Genomic DNA, 18,514 nt, shown 5'->3' on the forward strand with positions numbered 1-18,514 from the left:
TCGAGCCTCAATTTGCGTCGTGAAGGTGACAGGAAACGGTCCGCCCGGGCGCGATCTCGCGCGTGACGGGGGCCTCGGCGCGGCAGCGCGCGGTGGCCATCGGGCAACGGGGATGGAAGGCACAGCCCGAGGGCGGCTTGTGCGGCGAGGGGATTTCGCCCTTCACCGCCTCGAAGTGCCGCTTGCGGTTCTTCACCGAGGGGATCTGCTCCAGCAGCGTCCGGGTGTAGGGATGCGCGGGGTTGGCGAAGATCTCCTGCGCCGGGGCCATCTCGACGATCTTGCCGAGATACATGATCGCGACCCGGTCGGCGATGTGGCGCACGACCGAAAGGTCGTGGGAGATGAAGAGGTAGGTCAGGTTCCGCTTCGCCCGCAGGGCGAGGAAGAGGTTGATCACCTGCGCCTGGATCGACACGTCGAGCGCGGCGATCGGCTCGTCACAGACGAGGAACGACGGCTCGACGATCAGCGCGCGGGCGATGCCGATCCGCTGGCGCTGCCCGCCCGAGAACTGGTGCGGGTAGCGGTCGCGGTAGGAGGTGTCGAGGCCGACCTCGGTCAGGGCGGCATCCACGCGGCGGCGGATGTCGGCCTTGTCGGTGGCGAGCCCGTGCACGCGCAGCGGCTCGGCAAGGATCTCGCCCACCCGCTGGCGCGGGTTCAGCGAGGCATAGGGATCCTGGAAAATCATCTGCACGCCGAGGGTGAAGTCCTTCAGCGCCTGCCCCTTCATGGCCGAGATATCGGCGCCCTGGTAGGTGACCGCGCCGCCGGTGGGCGGGATGATCCCGGTGATCATCCGGCCGAGCGTGGACTTGCCGCAGCCGGATTCCCCGACGAGGCCGAGGACCTCGCCTTCCCGGATCGCGAAATCGACCGAGCGGACCGCTTTCAGCGAGGGCGTGTCGGGGGCTTTGCCGACCAGCTTCATCAGCAGTTCGGCCAGCACGGGCTTGCGGGCAAACTCCCGCTCCAGCCCGCGCAGTTCCATGACGGTTTCGGGCACGGCATCGGGCGCTTGGGTCGTGGTATCGAGCATCAGGCAGCCTCCTGCGCGGTGATGGGATGGTGGCAGCGCCAGATCCGCCCGGCGCCGTCGCCCCGGGGCGCGGGGTCGCTGCTGCGGCAGAGGTCCGTCGCCTGGGCGCAGCGCGGGTGGAACGGGCAGCCGAAGGGCCGCGCGTTGAGCGGCGGCGCGCTGCCCTCGATCTGGCGCAGCGGCTCGCCCGGGGGCACGTCGCCGGGCACGGAGTCGAGCAGGCCCCGGGTATAGGGATGGCGCGGCCGGTCGAGCACCTCGTCGGTGGTGCCGATCTCGACGATATCGCCCGCGTACATCACCGCGATCCGGTCGGCGAGTTCGGCCACCACGCCAAGGTCATGGGAGATCCAGATCAGCGCCGCGCCGCTGTCGTGCTGCAGGCGCTGCATCTCGGCGATGATCTGGCTCTGGATCGTCACGTCGAGCGCGGTGGTCGGCTCGTCCGCGATGATCACCTTGGGGCTGTTGAGCAGCGCGATGGCGATCACCACTCGCTGCCGCATCCCGCCCGAAAGCTCGTGCGGGTACTGGCTGAGCCGTTCCTCCGGAGAGGTGATGCCCACCTTGGTCAGCGTGTCGATACAGCGCCGGCGCAGGGTCTCCGCATCGGCCTGCCCGTGTTCGGTGATCGCCTCGCCCATCTGTTCACCGATGGTCAGCACCGGGTTCAGCGTGGTCAGCGGGTCCTGGAAGATCATCGACAGGTCGGCGCCGCGCAGCTTGCGCAGGCTTTCCTCGTCCATCTCGCGCAGGTCCTTGCCCTGGAAGAGGACGCGGCCGGCGGTGATCTCGCCGGGGGTGTCGATCAGGCCGAGGATCGAGAAGCCGGCGACCGACTTGCCCGAGCCGCTCTCGCCCACGAGGCCGAGCACTTCGCCCTCGTAGATCGTCAGGTCCAGCGCGTTGATCGCGGGCCAGGCCCCTTCCAGGTCATGGAAGACGGTCTGCAGGCCCTCGACTTCGAGGACGGGTTTGCGTGTGCGAGGATCGGTCATGAGCGTTTCGGGTCCAGGGCCGTCCGCAGGCGGTCGCCCACGAGGTTGAGAGAGAAGATGAGCACGAGGAGCGCGATGCCGGGATAGAGGCTGATCCAGTAGTCGCCGCTCATCAGGTAATCGAAGCCGCTGGCGACCAGCAGGCCGAGAGAGGGCTGCGTCACCGGCACGCCCACGCCGAGGAAGGAGAGCGTCGCCTCCAGCGTGATCGCCGAGGCGATCTGAACCGTGGCCACCACGAGGACGGCGTTTAGGCTGTTGGGCATGATGTGGCGGAACATGACCCGCGGCTTGCCGTAGCCGAGGTTGAAGGCCGCCTCGACATATTCACGGCGCCGCTCCGACAGCGCGGCAGAGCGCATGATCCGGGCATAGTTGGCCCATTGCACCACGACGATGGCAAGGATCACCTTGTCGACCCCGCGCCCGATCATGGCCAGCATCACCAGCGCCACGAGGATCGTCGGGAAGCCAAGGATGAAGTCCACGAGCCGCATCAGCATCGCCTCGATCCGGCCGCCCATGACGGCGGCGACGAGACCCACGCAGACCCCGATGACAAGGGCCAGCCCGGTGGAGACGAGCCCCACCAGCAGGCTGACGCGCAGCCCGTAGAAGATGGCCGAGAGCATGTCGCGGCCCTGCTGGTCGGTGCCAAGCAGGAACCTGGTGCCCTCGAAGCTCTCGGACCCCGGGGCAAGGCGGTTGTCCATCACGCTGAAGGAGGTCAGATCATAGGGGTTCTGCGGCGCGAAGAAGGGCAGCGTCAGCCCGATCACGACGATCAGGAACAGCGCGATGAGAGAGCCCTTCACGCTGGGGCGGCGTTTCAGCCGCTTCAGCATCGCGCGGCGCTGCGGGGTGTCGCCGATCGGCGCGCGGCGTTGCGGGACGGGCTGGTCCATCACTTGCTGGCCCAGTGCTTGCTGGCCGGTCAGTTGCTGGCTGGTATCGGTCATGACATGCGCTCCGACAGTTTCACGCGCGGATCGAGCGCGGCATAGGCGAAGTCAACGAGCAGGTTCACCGTCACGAAGATGAAGGTGACGAGCATCACGTAGGCGACGACGACGGGCCGGTCGAGTTGGTAGATCGAGGTGATGAGCAGCTTGCCCATGCCGGGCCAGGCGAAGACCGTCTCGGTGATCGTCGAGAAGGCGATGAGCGAGCCGAATTCCACGCCCAGAACGGTGACGATCGGGATCAGGATGTTGCGCAGGATGTGGCGACGCACGATGCGCGTGTCGCGGACCCCCTTGGCGCGGGCGAATTTCACGTAGTCCATGCGGGCGGATTCAGAGGCGCCGGCGGCGGTCAGCCGGATCATCAGCGCGATGTTCGGAATGGCGAGGTTGATCACCGGCATCGCCATGTGACGCAGCCCGTCCACGGTCAGGAAGCTGAACGGCACGCCAAGGACGGTCACCGTGTCACCGCGGCCCGAGGCCGGCAGCCAGTTGAGCCAGACGGCGCAGACGAGGATCAGCACCATGCCCTTCCAGAAGCTGGGGATCGAATAGCCGAGGATCGAGCCGGTCATCACCGCGCGGGCCCCGAGGCTGCCGTCGTTCAGGCCGACCCAGAGGCCGATCGGAATGCCGATGATGCTGGCCAGCAGCAGCGCACTCACCACCAGTTCGAAGGTCGCGGGAATGCGGCTGAGGATCAGCGACAGCGCGGGCTGGCCGTGCACGAAGGAGGTGCCAAGGTCGCCCTGCAGCGCGTTGCCGAGGAAAGTCAGGTACTGGGCCCAGACCGGGCGGTCGAGGCCGAGCCGCGCGATCATCTCGGCCCGTTCGGCCTGTGTGGCCTCGGGGCTGATCAGCAGGTCGACGGGGTTGCCGACGGCGTAGACCGCCAGGAAGACCGCGATCGAGACCGCGAAAAGCACGGCGACGCTTTGCAGCAGGCGCTGTGTCACGAAGGTGAGCATGGGCAGAATCCGGGAAAATGTGGCCCCGGCGCGTCAGGCGCGCCGGGGCGGGTGTCGCGGAACGGGTCCGCTTAGTTCGCAGCGTCGGACGTGATCTCGTCCGCCAGGGTGTACTGGTCCTTCCGGCCCTCGTAGTTGAGGCCCTTGCGGAACGCCCAGATCGAGCTTTCGAAGTGGATCGGGATGAAGCCCATCTCGTCCACGGCCATCTGCTCGGCCTGCTGCAGCAGCTCGGTGCGCTTGGCCTCGTCGATGGTCTGGATCGCCTCGATGATGACCTTGTCGAACGCCGGGTCGGACCAGCCGCCGTAGTTCGAGCCGCCGATGCCGAGGTCCGGGTTGCCGGTGGTCACGTACTGACGCAGGAACGAGGCCGCGCCGCCTTCGCTGGAGCCCCAGCCGCCCATGGAGAAGCTGAACTCCCGGCCGCTGCGGCGGCTGAAGAAGATCGAGCGGGTCATCGCGTCCAGATCGGTCTGGATGCCGACGCGGGTCAGGAACTGCGCGATGGCCTGCGCAGCCTGGCTGTCGTTGATGTAGCGGTCATTGGTGGCGTGGAAGGTCAGCTTGAAGCCGTCGGGATAGCCCGCCTCGGCCAGCAGTTCCTTGGCCTTCTCGGGGTTGTACTCCAGCTCTGCCGGGTTCTCGATCGCGCCGAACATCCCGTCGGGGATGAACTGGTACGCGGGTTCGGCGAAGCCGTCCATGATCCGGTCAACGATGGCCTGACGGTCGATCGCCATGGAGATCGCCTTGCGCACCCGCACGTCCTGCAGCGGGTTGGAGCCGTCTTCGGTCTCGACGAAGGGGGTCTCGTCGCGGCCCACGTCCATCTGCAGGAAGATCACCCGGTTCGACGAGGCGGAGGTGTATTCCAGCCCGTCGTTCTTCTCGATCTGCACGATGTCACGGGCAGCGGGGTTCTCGATCATGTCGTAGTCGCCCGAGAGCAGACCCGCGAGGCGCGGACCGGCGGAGGGCACGGGCACGAAGGTGACTTCGTCCCATTCCGGCTTGGTGCCGAAGTAGTTTTCATTGCGCGCGAGCGAGATCTTGGAGCCCTTGGTGAAGTCCTTCAGCACGAAGGGGCCGGTGCCGATGGCCGCGGAGCCGTTGTTGAAATCCTCGACCGAGGGCCATGCGCCGGTGACGCCGCACTGGTTCTCGAGATCGAAGGAGATATCGCCATGCTCGGTGATCCCCTCGCTCAGCACCATGATCTGGGCCAGCAGTTCGGGCAGCAGCGGCTCGACTTCCTTGGTGGTGATCTTCAGCGTGTAGGGGTCCACGGCCTCGACCGCGGCCATGTTCGCGACTTCCTTGCCGGTCGCGCCCACGGCGCTCTCGTTGTTGACCTGGCGGCAGAAGGTGAAGATCACGTCATCGGCGTCGAATTTCGAGCCGTCGGAGAAGGTGACGTCGTCCCGGAGGTTGAACACCCAGGTCTTGTCGTCTTCGTTGGTCCACGACTTGGCGAGCGCGGGTACGACGTTCTGGTTCGCGTCGAGGGCGCCAAGGGCAGAGAAGATGTGACGCGTGAGCGCGTTGTTGGGGGCGACGTCATGATAGTGCGGATCGACCGCGGTGGGCTCCGACGCGAGACCGATGGTGAGACTTTCCGCCGTCGCCACGCCGGCCGAGAGGCTGGCAACAAGGGCCGTGCCGGCCATGAGATGAAGTCGTTTCAAGGGCATCCTCCTGCGTGTTGCGCCGGGGGGCCGCGGGCCTCCGTTGTCAGCGCATGAAATATTTGTTACGGAGTGATGAAATTCATGAAACGGCTCGCTGGGTCAAGAGACTGATTAGGTAAATGGACAAGAAATTCTATTCTGACGTTGCGAAACGGGTCTCCAAGGCCTACCCGTCCATGAGCCCGGGACACCGGCAAATCGCCGATTTCATTATGAAAAATCCAAGCGAAGCTGCAACGATGAGCAATGTGGAGCTGGCCCGCCGCTGCGAGGTTTCGACCGCGACGGCGACCCGCTTCGCCCGGACCATCGGCTTTGCCAGTTTCGCCGAATTCCGCGAGTCGCAGGTCTCGGCGCTGCGGGATGACCTGTCACACGCGACGAAACTCAGCGCCGAGATCGACGCCGACGCCTCGCATTTCGACGTGGTCCGCAACGGGCTGGAACAGGACCTCTCCAACCTCTCCGCCACCAGCGGCGGGCTGGACGAGGAGACCTGCAGCCGGGCCATCGAGCTGATCCTGAACGCCGACCGGGTCTTTGCCTACGGCGGCGGCCTCAGCCAGTTCGCGATCGGGGTGCTGATGCACGGGCTGGAGCCCTACTGCCGCGGCAACGCCACCAACATCGGACCGATGGGCAACGGCAACGCGGCGATCCGCCGGGTGCTGCACAGCACGCCGCGCGACGTGGTGATCACCTGCTCCCTGCCCCATTACGCGCCCGAGACGATCGAGGTCACGCAGCTGGCCCGGGAACGCGGCGCCGGGGTGATCTGCATCACCGATCATCCGACCAGCCCGCTGGTGCGCTACGCCGATGCCGCGCTCTATGCCCATGCCGGGCGCAAGCTGCTGCCGAACTCGATCACCTCCGCCGTGGCCGTGGCCGAGGGGCTGGTGGCCGCCATCGCCAACCGCCGGGTCGAGGGGCTGGACCTGCACCGCCGTCTGGACGCCCGTCACAAGGCCTGACTCACAAGGCCTTACCCGCGAGACCTGCGCCGGAAAGCCCAAAACACTGGACCTGAAACACAGGGCCCGGAACACGGTTCCTGAAGGACAAGGCCCTAAAATCAAGGACCCAAGGGCGTGCCCCCCGGCACAGGCTCCCAACCGAACGCCCCAAACGAAAAGGGGCGCCCGCCTGCGGACGCCCCTTGCTCGACTGGCCGTGCGCCGGCTCCTCGCCGGCGCTCAGCCCGCCTTCAGCCCAAGGCCGGGAGGCCGCGCCCCCTGCCCCGAGGCCACCTCAGCGGGCCCATTCGCCCTTGCGGAAGACCGGCACGCGGGTGCCATCGGCCCGGACGCCGTCGATGTCCGTGTCGGGCCCGCCGATCATCCAGTCCACGTGGATGACGGAACTGTTGCCGCCCTGCGCCGCGATCTGCTCGGACGAGAGCGACGCCCCGTCGAGGAAGCACTTGGAGTAGCACTGCCCCATGGCGATGTGGCAGGCGGCGTTCTCGTCGAAGAGCGTGTTGTAGAACAGAAGCCCGGTCTGGGAGATCGGCGAGGAGAAGGGCACCAGTGCCACCTCCCCCAGACGGCGCGCGCCCTCGTCGCTGTCGATCATCCGGTGCAGCACCGTCTCGCCCTTGCTGGAGCGCGCCTCGACCGCGCGGCCGCCCTCGAAGCGCATCTCGATCTCCTCGATCAGCGCGCCGTTGTAGGACAGCGGCTTGGTGGCCCGCACCGTGCCGTCGACCCGGTGGGCGTGGGGCGTGGTGAAGACCTCCTCGGTCGGGATGTTGGGGTTGCAGGTCACGCCGTTCTGCGCGGTAGAGGCGCCGCCGTGCCATTCGTGCCCCTCGGCGAGGCCGACCATCAGGTCGGTGCCCGGCCCGGTGAAATGCAGCGCGTCGAACCGTTCCGCGTTGAGCCAGCTGGAGCGTTCGCGCAGCGCCGCGTTATGCGCGGCCCAGGCCCCCACGGGATCGTCGCCCGTCACCCGCGAGGCGGCAAAGATCGCCTCGGCCAGGGTCCGCACCGCCTCTTCCTCGGGCAGATCGGGGAAGACCTGACGCGCCCAGCCGACGGTCGGATAGGCCGCGATGGTCCAGTTGATCTCGAAGGTGGAGATCTTCTCGAGCGCGGGCTTGTAGGCCAGCGAATTGGCCTTGTTGGCGCGGGCGACCTTCTCGGGGTCCTCCTCTGCCAGGGCCATCGGGTCCGCGCCCGCGATCGCCATCCGGCCCGCGCCCGCGTCGAAGGCCTGCGCCATGCCCTTGTAGAGCCAGTCCGGCGCGCGGTCGAAGCTGGCGTCGGAGGCGTGGCGGAACCGGGCGCGCGCAATCTCGTCATCCGAAAGGATCGGGGTCACGACCCCGGCCCCGGCGCGATAGGCGCTCTGCGCGATGGCCCGGACGAGGGGCAGCGCCTCGGCCGGGGCGGTCAGGATCAGGTCCTGCCCCGGCTGCAGGTTGAGGCCGACGTTGACGGCGACATCGGCAAGGCGGGCAAGCTGCGCGGGATCGATGGGGCTGGCGGTCATAGGAACTCCTTGAAACTCCGGGCCCGGGCACGCCGGACCGATTGCGCACAGCCTGCGGATCCGGACGGCGAGTGCAAGGGCCTCTGCGCGGCAGCCCCGGTCACGTCCTCGCGCGTGAGGTAACGGGGCGCAGACCGCTCCCGACGCAGCGGCACGGGATTCGAGGGTGACCCGGGGACCCCTCTGGCCTACGCTGCCCCTGCGGCACCCCATAGTTCCATTTCTCCCATGCCGTGTGTTTCAGGTAGTCATCGGAGGTTTTCACGATGCGTTTTTTGACAGGCTCTGCGGCCCTTCTTCTGGGCACCCTCCTGACGGCGGGCGGCAGCCACGCACAGGACATCGCGGACCGGATTTATTCCGGCGGCCCGATCCTCACCATCAACGATGCAGAACCGAGGGCCGAGGCCGTCGCCGTGAAGGACGGGGTGATCCTCGCCACCGGCACGCTGGATGCGCTTGCCGCCCACAAGGGCCCCGAGACAGAGATGTTCGACCTCGCCGGGCGCACCATGGTGCCGGGATTCATCGACAGCCACGGCCACGTGGTGCTGGGCGGGTTACAGGCGCTCTCGGCCAACATGCTGGCTCCGCCCGACGGCGACGTGCGCGATATTCCCAGTCTTCAGAAAGGCTTGCGCGACTGGGTTGACGCAAACCGCGAAACCGTCGAGGCCGCGGGCGTGATCATCGGTTTCGGCTATGACAATGCGCAGCTGGCCGAATTGCGCCACCCGACGCGCGACGACCTCGACGCCGTGTCGACCGAGATGCCGATCGTGATCGTGCACCAGTCCGGCCACCTCGGCGTGGCGAATTCCAAGACGCTGGAGCTGGCCGGCATCACGTCCGCAACCGAGAACCCACCCGGCGGCGTGATCCAGCGTGACGCGGACGGCCGCCCGAACGGCGTGCTGGAGGAATACGCCTTCTTCGGCGCGCTCTTCCCGCTGCTCGGCCAGTTGGGTCCGGATGCCTTCGAGGCCTTTGCCAAGGCCGGTGCGGATATGTGGGCGCGGTTCGGCTATACAACCGGTCAGGAGGGACGCTCCAGCGCGGGCAATGTCGCGGCACTCAAGGCGGTGGACGCGAAGGGCGAGTTGCCGATCGACGTGGTGGCCTTCCCGGACGTGCTGGAGGCGCGCGACTTCATCGAGGACACGGTATCGCGCGACTACGACGGCCACGTCCGCGTCGGCGGCTGCAAGCTGACCATCGACGGCTCGCCGCAGGGCTTCACCGCGCTGCGCGACCGGCCCTACTACGACCCGGTCGGGGCCTATCCCCCGGGCTACAAGGGCTATTCCGCGATCACCGAGGACCAGACCATGGAAGCGGTCGACTGGTGCTTCAGCAAGGGCATCCAGATCATCACCCATGCCAATGGCGAAGGCGCCTCGGACATGCTGATCGCCGCGATCGAGGCCGCGGAGGAAACCTATGGCCCGCCGGTGAACCGCCCGGTCCTCGTGCATGGCCAGTTCCTGCGCGAGGATCAGGTCGACAGCCTGCAACGGCTGGGGATTTTCCCCTCGCTCTTCCCCATGCACACCTTCTACTGGGGCGACTGGCACCGCGACCACACCGTGGGCCCGGTGAATGCCGACAACATCTCGCCCACCGGCTGGGTCCGGACCCGGGGCATGATGTTCGGCTCGCACCATGACGCGCCGGTGGCCTTCCCGGACAGCATGCGCATCCTCTCGGCCACGGTCACCCGGCGCACGCGCTCCGGCGACATCCTCGGCCCGGAGCACCGGGTGAGCGTGATGGACGGGCTCAAGGCGCTGACGATCTGGCCCGCCTGGCAGCACTTCGAGGAAGACCGCAAGGGCAGCATCGAGGCCGGCAAGCTGGCCGATTTCGTCCTGCTCTCCGATGACCCCACCGCGGTCGATCCCGAGACTCTGGCAGAGATCGATGTGCTGGTGACGGTGAAGGAGGACAAGGTGATCTACGAGGCGCAGGAGGGCGTGAAGAAGACCGAACTGCGCGATCACCCCTTCTTCGGCAATCCCGACTTCGCCCACTATGCCCTGCACGGCATGAACCGGGCGATCGGGGTCGAACGCCCCATCGGCTGCCTGCTGGCGGCCGAGGAGTGCCGCCGCCTCTTCGGAACCTACGTGAGCCCGATGTAGGCCCCCGGGCGCAAGGCGCGCCTTTCAGGACCGGAAAAAGGGCGCGGTGAGTCCGCGCCCTTTCGTGTGTCGTCGGTCCCGAGGTGCCTTCCGGGGAAGGCCTCTCAGCACGCAGCCCTCGGTGCGGGGCCCATAGTTTCAGGCTCTCAGTGAGGACGTGCCGCCTCGGCCAGATGCCCCTCGGCGACCGGATCGATATCCAGCTTGTCGCTGATCACCCCGGCCTCGGGGTTCTCGTAGACCGCCATGTCGAGTTGGCCCTCGCTCTTCGCCACGATGGTCGTCACCACCGCGTCGCCGGTGATGTTCACCGCGGTACGGATCATGTCCATCAGGCGGTCGACGCCGAGGATCAGGGCGATGCCCTCGATCGGCAGGCCCACCTGCCCCAGCACCATGGTCAGCATGACGAGGCCCACGCCCGGTACGCCCGCCGTACCGATGGAGGCCAGCACGGCCATGGCGATAACCGTCAGATAGCCCCCCAGGCCGAGGTCGATGCCATAGACATTGGCGAGGAAGACCGTCGCCACGCCTTGCATGATCGCCGTGCCGTCCATGTTGATCGTCGCACCAAAGGGCACCGAGAAGGAGGCGACCGAGTTGGTGGCCCCCATCCGCTCGGTCACGCAGCGCAGGGTGACGGGGATCGTTGCGTTGGAGGACGCGGTCGAGAAGGCAAAGACCTGCGCCGGGCGGATCTTCTTCATGAAGATGAAGGGATTGAGCCCCGAGAAGACCTTGAGATAGATCATCAGCGTGCCGAAGAGGTGCAGCAGCAGCGCGAAGACCAGCACGAGGACATAGGCCAGCACGGGCAGGAAGAGCCCGATGCCCTGCTCGGTGAAGGTCTTGGTGATCAGGCAGAAGACCCCGATCGGCGCGAAGGCCATGACGATCTGCACGACCTTCATCATCAGCTCGTTCATGTATTCGCAGGCTTCCACGAAGGTCTTGGACCGGTCCCCCATCATCAGCACCGCGATGCCGAGGATGATGGTATAGAAGATGATCTGCAGCATCTCGCCGCCCGCGAAGGCGGCCACCGGGTTGCGCGGCACGATGGAGGCGAAGGTATCCCAGACCGAGGGCGCCTCGCGGCCGGTGACGCCTGAGGTATCGACGCCCTCCATCTGGAAGCCCTGCCCCGGCCCGACCACGAGGGCGATCAGGATCGCGACGGCAATGGCCGTTGCGGTGGTCAGCAGGTAGAGGCCGAAGGCCTTGCCGCCGACGCGCCCGAGAATGCGGATGTCACCGATCCCCGCCACGCCGCAGATCAGCGAGAAGAAGACCAGCGGCACGACCAGCATCGAGAGCGCGTTGACGAACATCCGTCCGACCATCCCGAAGAGGCCGCCCACGATATGGGTGTTGATGAACTCGATCTGGATCATGTTCAGGATCACGCCGAGCACGAGGCCCGCGCTCATCCCGATCATCACCTGTGTGGTGAGCGAATAGCGTTTCTTGCCGGGGGGGACATCACTCATGGGGACCTCCGAAATAGCGTTCTGGAAAGTGCCACCCTTGCGGGCCGCGGATGAAATGATGGGGCAAGTATGTGGCGCGACTAGACTTTTGTCTGCCCATTTATCTGCAGACACGCGTTTTCCGCGCGTGCGCACCGGGCATTTCGCCTGCAGGAGGTGCATTGACGGAGGCCGCGCCCCCTTTGCAGACAAGAAAAGGCCGGGCACAGGGCCCGGCCAGTTTGGAGAATGCCAGCGACATTTCCGGGAGAAAAGGATGTCGTCTCGGTGCCCCTGAGTCAGAGCACCTTGCCGGGATTCATCAGCCCTTCGGGGTCGAGGGCCTGCTTGATGGTGTCCATCAGTTTCAGCGCCACCGGGTCCTTGTAGCGGCGCAATTCCTTGCGTTTCACCATGCCGATGCCGTGTTCGGCCGAGATCGAGCCGTTCATGCCGGCGACGATGTCATGCACGATCCGGTTGAAGGCGGGATATTCCTCGAGGAACTCCGCATCGGTCATGTCGAGCGGACGCGACAGGTTGAAATGCAGGTTGCCGTCGCCGAAGTGGCCGAAGGGCACGACCCGCACCGAGGGCATATGCGCGCGGCAGGCGTCGGGCGCGACATGCAGGAACTCCGCCACCTTGGAGACCGGCACCGCCACGTCGTGCTTGATCGACGCGCCCTCGGGCTTCTGGCTTTCCGAGAGATGCTCGCGAAGGTTCCACAGCGCATTGCGCTGCGCCTCGGAGGCCCCGATGACGGCGTCGAAGACCTCCTCGGCCTCGAAGGCCTCCCCCAGCACCGCTTCCATGCGGGCGTCGAGATCGGCGTTCGCATCGGGCGAGGTCAGTTCGACCAGACAATAGGCCGGGTGAACCTCGGCCATGGGATCGGTGCAGCCCGGCGCGTGATCCAGCACCATCTGAAGCGCCATCCGCTCGATATACTCGAAGGTCGAGAGGCTGTCGGCGGCCTGTGCCCGCATCCGGTCATAGAGCGCGAGCGCCGCGTCGGGCCCCTCGCAGGCGACCATGGCGGTGGACCGGGTCGCGGGCTTGGGGAAGAGCTTCAGCACCGCGGCGGTGATGATCCCCAGCGTGCCCTCGGCCCCGATGAAGAGGTTCTTAAGGTCGTAGCCGGTGTTGTTCTTGCGCAGCCCGTTCAGGTCGCTGAGGAGCTCGCCGTCGGGCAGGACGACCTCCAGCCCCAGCACCAGTTCGCGCGTGTTGCCATAGCGCAGGACGGCGGTGCCGCCCGCGTTGGTCGACAGGTTGCCGCCGATCTGGCAGGAGCCCTCCGAGGCCAGTGACAGCGGGAAGAGACGCCCCGCCTCCTCCGCCGCCTGTTGCAGGGTCAGCAGGATGCAGCCCGCCTCCACCGTCATGGTGGAGTTCAGGGGATCGACCTCGCGGATGCGGTTCATCCGGTCGGTGGCGAAGATCACCGCGCCCTGCGGCACGCCCCCGCCCACGAGGCCGGTGTTGCCCCCCTGCGGCACGATGGGCACGGCGGCCGCGCGGCAGGCCTTGACGATATCCGCGACCTCCTGCGTGGTGCCGGGCCGCACGAGGGCGAGCGCCAGCCCCTTGTAGAGGCCACGATCCTCGACCACGCGCAGGGCCATGTCACCGGCATCCGAGGTGACATAGCTGGCGCCGACGATCGTTTCGAGGGTCTGGTAGAGGCCCTCCGGCAGGGCCTCCAGCATGGGTTTGCTCATTTGGGTCTGCACGTTCATTCCCCCTGCCTCACGCGGTCTGCTTGGCGAGGGCTGCCTTGCGCAGCGCCGTGATCGTGGTGCGCGAGGAGATCTGCTCGGGGTCGGTGACCAGCTCCAGCACCGCCGGGCGGCCGCTTTCGCGGGCGCGGGTGAAGGCGGCGGCGAAATCCTCGGTCTTCTCGACCCGCTCGGCGTAGCAGCCCAGACCCTCGGCCATGCGCACGAAGTCCTGGTTCTTCAGGGTGGTGCCCGACACACGCTCGGGGTGGTCGCGCTCCTGGTGCATCCGGATGGTGCCGTAGACGCCGTTGTTGAAGACCAGCACCAGCGGACGGCCACCGTACTGGGCGGCGGTGGCCAGTTCGTTGCCGCTCATCATGAAGCCGCCATCGCCCACGAAGGAAAGCACCAGCCGCTCGGGGTCCATCAGCGAGGCCGCGACGGCGGCGGGCACGGAGTAGCCCATGGCGCCGCAGGTGGAACCGACGATGCGGCCCGGGCGGCCGAAGCGCAGGAAGCGCTGCGCCCAGCCGGTGTGGTTGCCCGCGTCCAGCGTGACGACCACGTCGTCGGGCAGGCTGTCGCGGACCTGCGCAAGAGCCACGCCCATGTCGAGCGTCCAGTCGCCACCGTTGGGCGCCTCGGTATCGGCGAGGAAATCGCCGTGGATCGCGGCGCACCATTCGGCCCAGTCATCGGCCTTGCCGAGGTCCGCGCCGTCCAGCGCCTCCGCCAGCACCGAAGGTGCGCAGGCGAGGCCGAGGTCCGGGGAATAGACCCGGCCGACCTCGTCCGCCTCGGGGTAGACATGGACCAGCCGGATGCCGGGGTTCGGCGAGGCCAGCGATTCATAGGTGCGGGTTGTCATCTCGCCGAGGCGCGCGCCGATGACCACCAGCAGGTCGGCCTCTTCGAGGCGCTTGTAGAGCGAGGGCGCGGTCGAGGTGCCGAAGTCGCCGCCGTAGACCGGCGAGAGGTTGTCGACGATGTCCTGACGGCGGAAGGAACAGGTGACGGGGATGTTGTTCGCCTCGGCAAAGCGGGTGATCGCGGCGGCGGCCGCATCATCCCAGCCCGAGCCGCCGAGCAGCAGCATCGGCTTGGAGGCGGCGGTCAGTTCGGCCTTCAGGGCCTCCACGTCGGCGGGCACGATACCGGCCTTGGTGGGCGCGTAGGGGCGCGCATCGGCCACGGCCACGGCATCGGTCAGCATGTCCTCGGGCAGCGCGATCACCACCGGGCCCGGACGGCCCGAGGTGGCGACGCGGAAGGCGCGGGCCATGTATTCGGGAATGCGGCGCGCATCGTCGATCTGGGTCGCCCACTTGGCGATCGGGCCGAACATGGCGCGGTAGTCGACCTCCTGGAAGGCCTCGCGGTCGGTGGTGTCACGGGCGATCTGGCCCACGAGCAGGATCATCGGCGTGCTGTCCTGCTGCGCGATATGCACGCCGATGGCCGCGTGGCAGGCACCGGGGCCGCGGGTGACCATGCAGATGCCGGGCTTGCCGGTCATCTTGCCATAGGCCTCGGCCATGTCGGCGGCGCCGGCCTCGTGGCGGGCATTGATCAGGGTGAAACGGTCGGTCACGTCATGCAGGGCATCCAGAACCTCGAGGTAGCTTTCGCCGGGCACGCAATAGGCGGTATCGGCGCCGTGGATCAGCAGTTGATCGACGAGGATCTGGCCGCCGGTGCGGACCGGGTGCGAGGTGGATTGCAGCATGGGGGTCTCCGTTTCACGGGGTGTCTCTGGGCATGCCAACTCCGGGCGGTGGCCGATGCGGCCTCCGCGGGGCATGCGGGGGAAGAAAAAACCCCGGCCGGTGTGCGCCGGCCGGGGTCAGGATCACTCGCCGGCCTGAGCCACTGGCTGGCTCTGGGTCCGGGTCAGCTGCCGTGCCAGCACGAGGCCGGTGCAGACCAGACCCGCGACGGTCACGCGCCAATCGGGATAGATCATGCAGATCGCGCCGACGAAGAGCAGACCGGCCTGCCAGTACTCGAGCTTGCCGTAGAAGAACCGTTGCAGTGCGGCCGCCAGCAGGATCACACCCAGCGTCGCGAAGCCGACCACGGTGATGATGCCGAAGATATCCCCCTGCAGCAGGATCGAGGGCTCGTAGACGAACATGAAGGGAACGATGAAGCCCGTCATGCCCAGCTTGACCGCGGCGATGGACGCCTCGACGATCTTGGCCTGGCTCAGCGTGTTCGCGGCATAGACCGCCATGGCGACCGGCGGCGTGATGGCCGAGAGGATCGCGAAGTAGAACACGAAGAGGTGCGCCGCTTCGACTTCCACGCCCAGTTTCACCAGCGCAGGAACCAGCAGGGCGACCTGCACGATGTAGGCGGGGGTGGTGGGCATGCCCATGCCGAGGATGATGCCCGCGACCATCGAGAGCAGCAGCGCGATGACGAGGGTGTCCTGCGCGGCGGAGATCACGAAGTTCGAGAAGGTCAGGCCAAGGCCGGTGATGTCGATGACACCGACGACGATACCCGCACAGGCACAGGCCGCGGCGATGGAGAGCACGTTGCGCGCACCGCCTTCGAGGGCTGCGAGGATGTTGTCGATGGTGACATAGTGACGGGTGGTCTTGCGCATGGCCGCAACCGGCACCACCGAGATCACGCCGCAGAGCGCCGCGTAGGGAGCGGAGTAACCCATCATCAGCACGCCGATGATGACGGCCAGCGGCAGGAAGAGGTGGCCACGTTCACTCAGCACCTGCTTCATCGGCACCTGGTCCTCCTTCGGGACCGAACCGATGCCACGGCGCTTTGCCTCGAAGTGGACGGCGGCGAAGAGCGCGACGTAGAACAGGACCGCGGGGACGATGGCGTACTTGGCAACCGTCAGGTAGCCGACGCCGAGGTATTCCGCCATCACGAAGGCAGCGGCACCCATCACCGGCGGCATGATCTGACCGCCCGTGGAGGCCACGGCCTCGACCGCACCGGCGAAGGCGGGCTTGAAGCCCATGCGCTTCATCAGCGGGATCGAGAAGGTGCCGGTGGTCATCACGTTGGCCACGGCAGAGCCCGAAACCGAGCCGAACATGCCCGAGGTCACGCAGGCCACCTTGGCGGGGCCGCCGGCCTGACGACCGGTAAGTGCGACGGCGAAGTCCATGAAGAGCTGGCCCACGCCCATCCGCTCGACCAAGGCGCCGAAGAGGATGAAGAGCACCATGTAGGTTGCCGACACCGAGATCGGGATACCGAAGATGCCTTCGGGGGTCATGAACAGCTGTTCGAGGATCACGCTCGGCAGGGTCGAGGTGAAGAAGAGGCCATAGGCCATGAAGCAGATCGCGGTGATCGGCAGGACCGGCCCCAGCATACGCCGGGTCGCTTCCAGCAGCAGCACCACGAGGGTGATGCCCACGGCGATGTCCATCGGCTCCAGCGGGTCCACGTAGAGGAACCGCATGTAGATGTAATCGAGGTTCAGCGAGGGATAGAGCGCCGCCAGGCAGGCGATGCCGCCGAGCAGGATGTCGTACCAGCGCGGCACCTCCTGCTGACGTCCCTTGTAGTCATGGGTCAGGTAGATGAGCAGCAGGGCCAGGGCCACGTGCACGCCACGCATCACGTAGGGGTTGGGCGGACCTGCAAAGGCCACGTAAAGATGCCACAACGCCATGCCGATCAGGATCAGACGTACGATCCTCGAAAGCAGCGGTATGTGTCTTGAGAACAGACTCAGGCTCATGGCGATCCTCCTCTTGGCGCCCGTGGGAACCGCACCGCCCCTTCAGACGCCGTTTCGGTTCCATTCGCTCTGTATGTACCGCCCTGCCCCTCCTGTGGCGCGGACGGAGAAAGGCGGGGCCACGATGCAGCCCCGCCCGGTCATCCCGCTTGGGATGATCAGTTCATGCTGACGCCGCGGGACTCGTAGAATTCCTTGGCGGCGGGGTGGAACGGCACACCGATGTCGGTGGCCATCATGTCCACGGTCAGGCCGGCCATCGACTTGGTGATCGCACCGAAGCTGTCGATGTTGTCGGCGATCGCGCCGAGGACAGCCTTGATGATCTCACCGTCGAAGTCGCAGGCCGCGACCATGTGGGTGTCGTAGGAAATCGCGTGCTTCAGCTCGTCGATGCCCGGGTAGGAGCCCGGCTTGACTTCACGCAGCTGGAAGGCGGCGTTCATGTCCTTGAAGTGCTTGAAGGTTTCCTCGTCGATGTCGATCATGTTGATGTCGCGCGACGACGCGAGGTCCATGACAGAGCCGGTGGGCAGCGAGGAGCCGAGGGTGAAGATGTCGGCGTGGCCGTCCTTCATCTGGCTGGCGCTGTCCGAGTAGGACGTATGCGCGACCGACTTCATGTCGTCGAAGGTCAGGCCGGCGGTGCCGAGCAGTTCGCGGGTGAGGTATTCACCGGTGTTGCCGAGCTGCTGGGTGGTCAGGTCGTGGCCCTTCATGTCCGCAACCGAGTTGATGCCGCTGTCCGCGGTCACGACAACCTGGAAGTACTGCGGATAGAGAACGCCGATGTTGCAGACGTTGGTGGTCGCCTTGCGGAAGGGCTCCTTGCCTTCGAGGCTGTCCACGGTCGAAATCGAGTTCGCGAAGGCGATCGGGAAACGACCCGCATCGACGCCGACCACGTTGGCCACGCCCGCGCCGGGGGTGACGGTGATCGACAGGTCGGGGATTTCCTTTTCCACGATAGCCTTGATCGCGCCGCCGACGGGGAACCAGGACCCGCCCTGCTGGCCGGTGGCCATCACGAATTCATCGGCCTGTGCGGCCACGGCCCCGGATGCAACGATGGCAGCCACGGCAACTGCGCCGCGGGCGGCTTTGAGAACTTGAGACATGTAACTCCTCCCGAGTTTTGCTGACTGAGCTCAGGGCCGGCTGCGCGGATCTCCTCCCGCATAGCCAATGGTCCTGCCCGTCGCTCCTCCCTGATACGACACGGGCGTGCCGTCCCCGGCAACTTCCCCCACAACGTGACAACTTGTCAAACGAAAATACAAGTAAGCCCGGTTCTCTTTG

Annotated in this window: 13 protein-coding genes; 2 read left to right on the forward strand and 11 right to left on the reverse strand. The window is 66.6% G+C overall.

Translation table 11 applies throughout. The features are described 5' to 3' along the window. Positions 1 to 7: 7 nt before the first annotated feature. From ACX9MO_RS19020 to ACX9MO_RS19040, 5 genes are all read right to left on the reverse strand, one after another. Positions 8 to 1,042 carry an ABC transporter ATP-binding protein gene (locus ACX9MO_RS19020; protein ID WP_462212983.1) on the reverse strand — a complete coding sequence of 345 codons (1,035 nt, stop codon included), beginning with the start codon at positions 1,040 to 1,042 and terminating at the stop codon, positions 8 to 10. Continuing rightward, the gene (locus ACX9MO_RS19025; RefSeq protein ID WP_462212984.1) at positions 1,042 to 2,040 is read right to left on the reverse strand and encodes an ABC transporter ATP-binding protein; all 999 of its coding nucleotides are present in this window, start codon (positions 2,038 to 2,040) and stop codon (positions 1,042 to 1,044) included. Before ACX9MO_RS19025 ends, ACX9MO_RS19020 begins: the two co-directional genes overlap by 1 nt. Continuing rightward, positions 2,037 to 2,999 (reverse strand): ABC transporter permease, encoded by a 963-nt coding sequence (locus tag ACX9MO_RS19030; RefSeq protein ID WP_462212985.1) that lies wholly within the window; start codon positions 2,997 to 2,999, stop codon positions 2,037 to 2,039. Before ACX9MO_RS19030 ends, ACX9MO_RS19025 begins: the two co-directional genes overlap by 4 nt. Next, positions 2,996 to 3,973: an ABC transporter permease gene (locus ACX9MO_RS19035; protein ID WP_222490130.1), complete on the reverse strand. Its 978-nt coding sequence runs from the start codon at positions 3,971 to 3,973 to the stop codon at positions 2,996 to 2,998. Before ACX9MO_RS19035 ends, ACX9MO_RS19030 begins: the two co-directional genes overlap by 4 nt. Before the next feature lie 71 nt (positions 3,974 to 4,044). Then, positions 4,045 to 5,661, reverse strand: a complete 1,617-nt coding sequence (locus tag ACX9MO_RS19040) for an ABC transporter substrate-binding protein (RefSeq protein WP_462212986.1) — start codon at positions 5,659 to 5,661, stop codon at positions 4,045 to 4,047. Positions 5,662 to 5,840: 179 nt separating this feature from the next. Between ACX9MO_RS19040 and ACX9MO_RS19045 the strand changes: the two genes are divergently transcribed. Beyond that, positions 5,841 to 6,638 (forward strand): MurR/RpiR family transcriptional regulator, encoded by a 798-nt coding sequence (locus tag ACX9MO_RS19045; RefSeq protein WP_462214481.1) that lies wholly within the window; start codon positions 5,841 to 5,843, stop codon positions 6,636 to 6,638. Positions 6,639 to 6,915: 277 nt separating this feature from the next. Here ACX9MO_RS19045 and ACX9MO_RS19050 read toward each other — a convergent pair whose 3' ends face one another. Continuing rightward, complete coding sequence (locus ACX9MO_RS19050; protein ID WP_462212987.1) at positions 6,916 to 8,157, reverse strand: aminopeptidase; 1,242 nt, start codon at positions 8,155 to 8,157, stop codon at positions 6,916 to 6,918. 266 nt (positions 8,158 to 8,423) lie between these two features. On the opposite strand from ACX9MO_RS19050, the gene ACX9MO_RS19055 reads away from it, so the two are divergent. Continuing rightward, entirely contained in the window at positions 8,424 to 10,298 is a 1,875-nt protein-coding gene (locus ACX9MO_RS19055) for an amidohydrolase (protein ID WP_462212988.1), read from the forward strand. Positions 10,299 to 10,444: 146 nt separating this feature from the next. On the opposite strand, the gene ACX9MO_RS19060 is transcribed toward ACX9MO_RS19055, so the two are convergent. From ACX9MO_RS19060 to ACX9MO_RS19080, 5 genes are all read right to left on the reverse strand, one after another. Then, positions 10,445 to 11,791, reverse strand: coding sequence for a dicarboxylate/amino acid:cation symporter (locus ACX9MO_RS19060; RefSeq protein ID WP_222490135.1), 1,347 nt, complete (start codon positions 11,789 to 11,791; stop codon positions 10,445 to 10,447). A 278-nt stretch (positions 11,792 to 12,069) separates the two neighbouring features. Beyond that, positions 12,070 to 13,494, reverse strand: coding sequence for an FAD-binding oxidoreductase (locus ACX9MO_RS19065; protein ID WP_462212989.1), 1,425 nt, complete (start codon positions 13,492 to 13,494; stop codon positions 12,070 to 12,072). Positions 13,495 to 13,522: 28 nt separating this feature from the next. After that, positions 13,523 to 15,220: a thiamine pyrophosphate-binding protein gene (locus ACX9MO_RS19070; protein ID WP_462212990.1), complete on the reverse strand. Its 1,698-nt coding sequence runs from the start codon at positions 15,218 to 15,220 to the stop codon at positions 13,523 to 13,525. A 123-nt stretch (positions 15,221 to 15,343) separates the two neighbouring features. After that, positions 15,344 to 17,215, reverse strand: a complete 1,872-nt coding sequence (locus ACX9MO_RS19075) for a TRAP transporter permease (protein WP_462212991.1) — start codon at positions 17,213 to 17,215, stop codon at positions 15,344 to 15,346. A 158-nt stretch (positions 17,216 to 17,373) separates the two neighbouring features. After that, entirely contained in the window at positions 17,374 to 18,333 is a 960-nt protein-coding gene (locus ACX9MO_RS19080; RefSeq protein ID WP_222490139.1) for a TAXI family TRAP transporter solute-binding subunit, read from the reverse strand. Between the last annotated feature and the right edge of the window lie 181 nt (positions 18,334 to 18,514).

The organism is Pseudooceanicola profundus (assembly GCF_054919315.1).

Coding starts and splice junctions, on each gene's coding strand:
- ACX9MO_RS19075 (WP_462212991.1), bottom strand. CDS start 17,215: ATGAGCCTGAGTCTGTTCTCAAGACACATACCGCTGCTTTCGAGGATC.
- ACX9MO_RS19060 (WP_222490135.1), bottom strand. CDS start 11,791: ATGAGTGATGTCCCCCCCGGCAAGAAACGCTATTCGCTCACCACACAG.
- ACX9MO_RS19050 (WP_462212987.1), bottom strand. CDS start 8,157: ATGACCGCCAGCCCCATCGATCCCGCGCAGCTTGCCCGCCTTGCCGAT.
- ACX9MO_RS19025 (WP_462212984.1), bottom strand. CDS start 2,040: ATGACCGATCCTCGCACACGCAAACCCGTCCTCGAAGTCGAGGGCCTG.
- ACX9MO_RS19055 (WP_462212988.1), top strand. CDS start 8,424: ATGCGTTTTTTGACAGGCTCTGCGGCCCTTCTTCTGGGCACCCTCCTG.
- ACX9MO_RS19035 (WP_222490130.1), bottom strand. CDS start 3,973: ATGCTCACCTTCGTGACACAGCGCCTGCTGCAAAGCGTCGCCGTGCTT.
- ACX9MO_RS19070 (WP_462212990.1), bottom strand. CDS start 15,220: ATGCTGCAATCCACCTCGCACCCGGTCCGCACCGGCGGCCAGATCCTC.
- ACX9MO_RS19030 (WP_462212985.1), bottom strand. CDS start 2,999: ATGACCGATACCAGCCAGCAACTGACCGGCCAGCAAGCACTGGGCCAG.
- ACX9MO_RS19045 (WP_462214481.1), top strand. CDS start 5,841: ATGAGCCCGGGACACCGGCAAATCGCCGATTTCATTATGAAAAATCCA.
- ACX9MO_RS19080 (WP_222490139.1), bottom strand. CDS start 18,333: ATGTCTCAAGTTCTCAAAGCCGCCCGCGGCGCAGTTGCCGTGGCTGCC.
- ACX9MO_RS19065 (WP_462212989.1), bottom strand. CDS start 13,494: ATGAGCAAACCCATGCTGGAGGCCCTGCCGGAGGGCCTCTACCAGACC.
- ACX9MO_RS19020 (WP_462212983.1), bottom strand. CDS start 1,042: ATGCTCGATACCACGACCCAAGCGCCCGATGCCGTGCCCGAAACCGTC.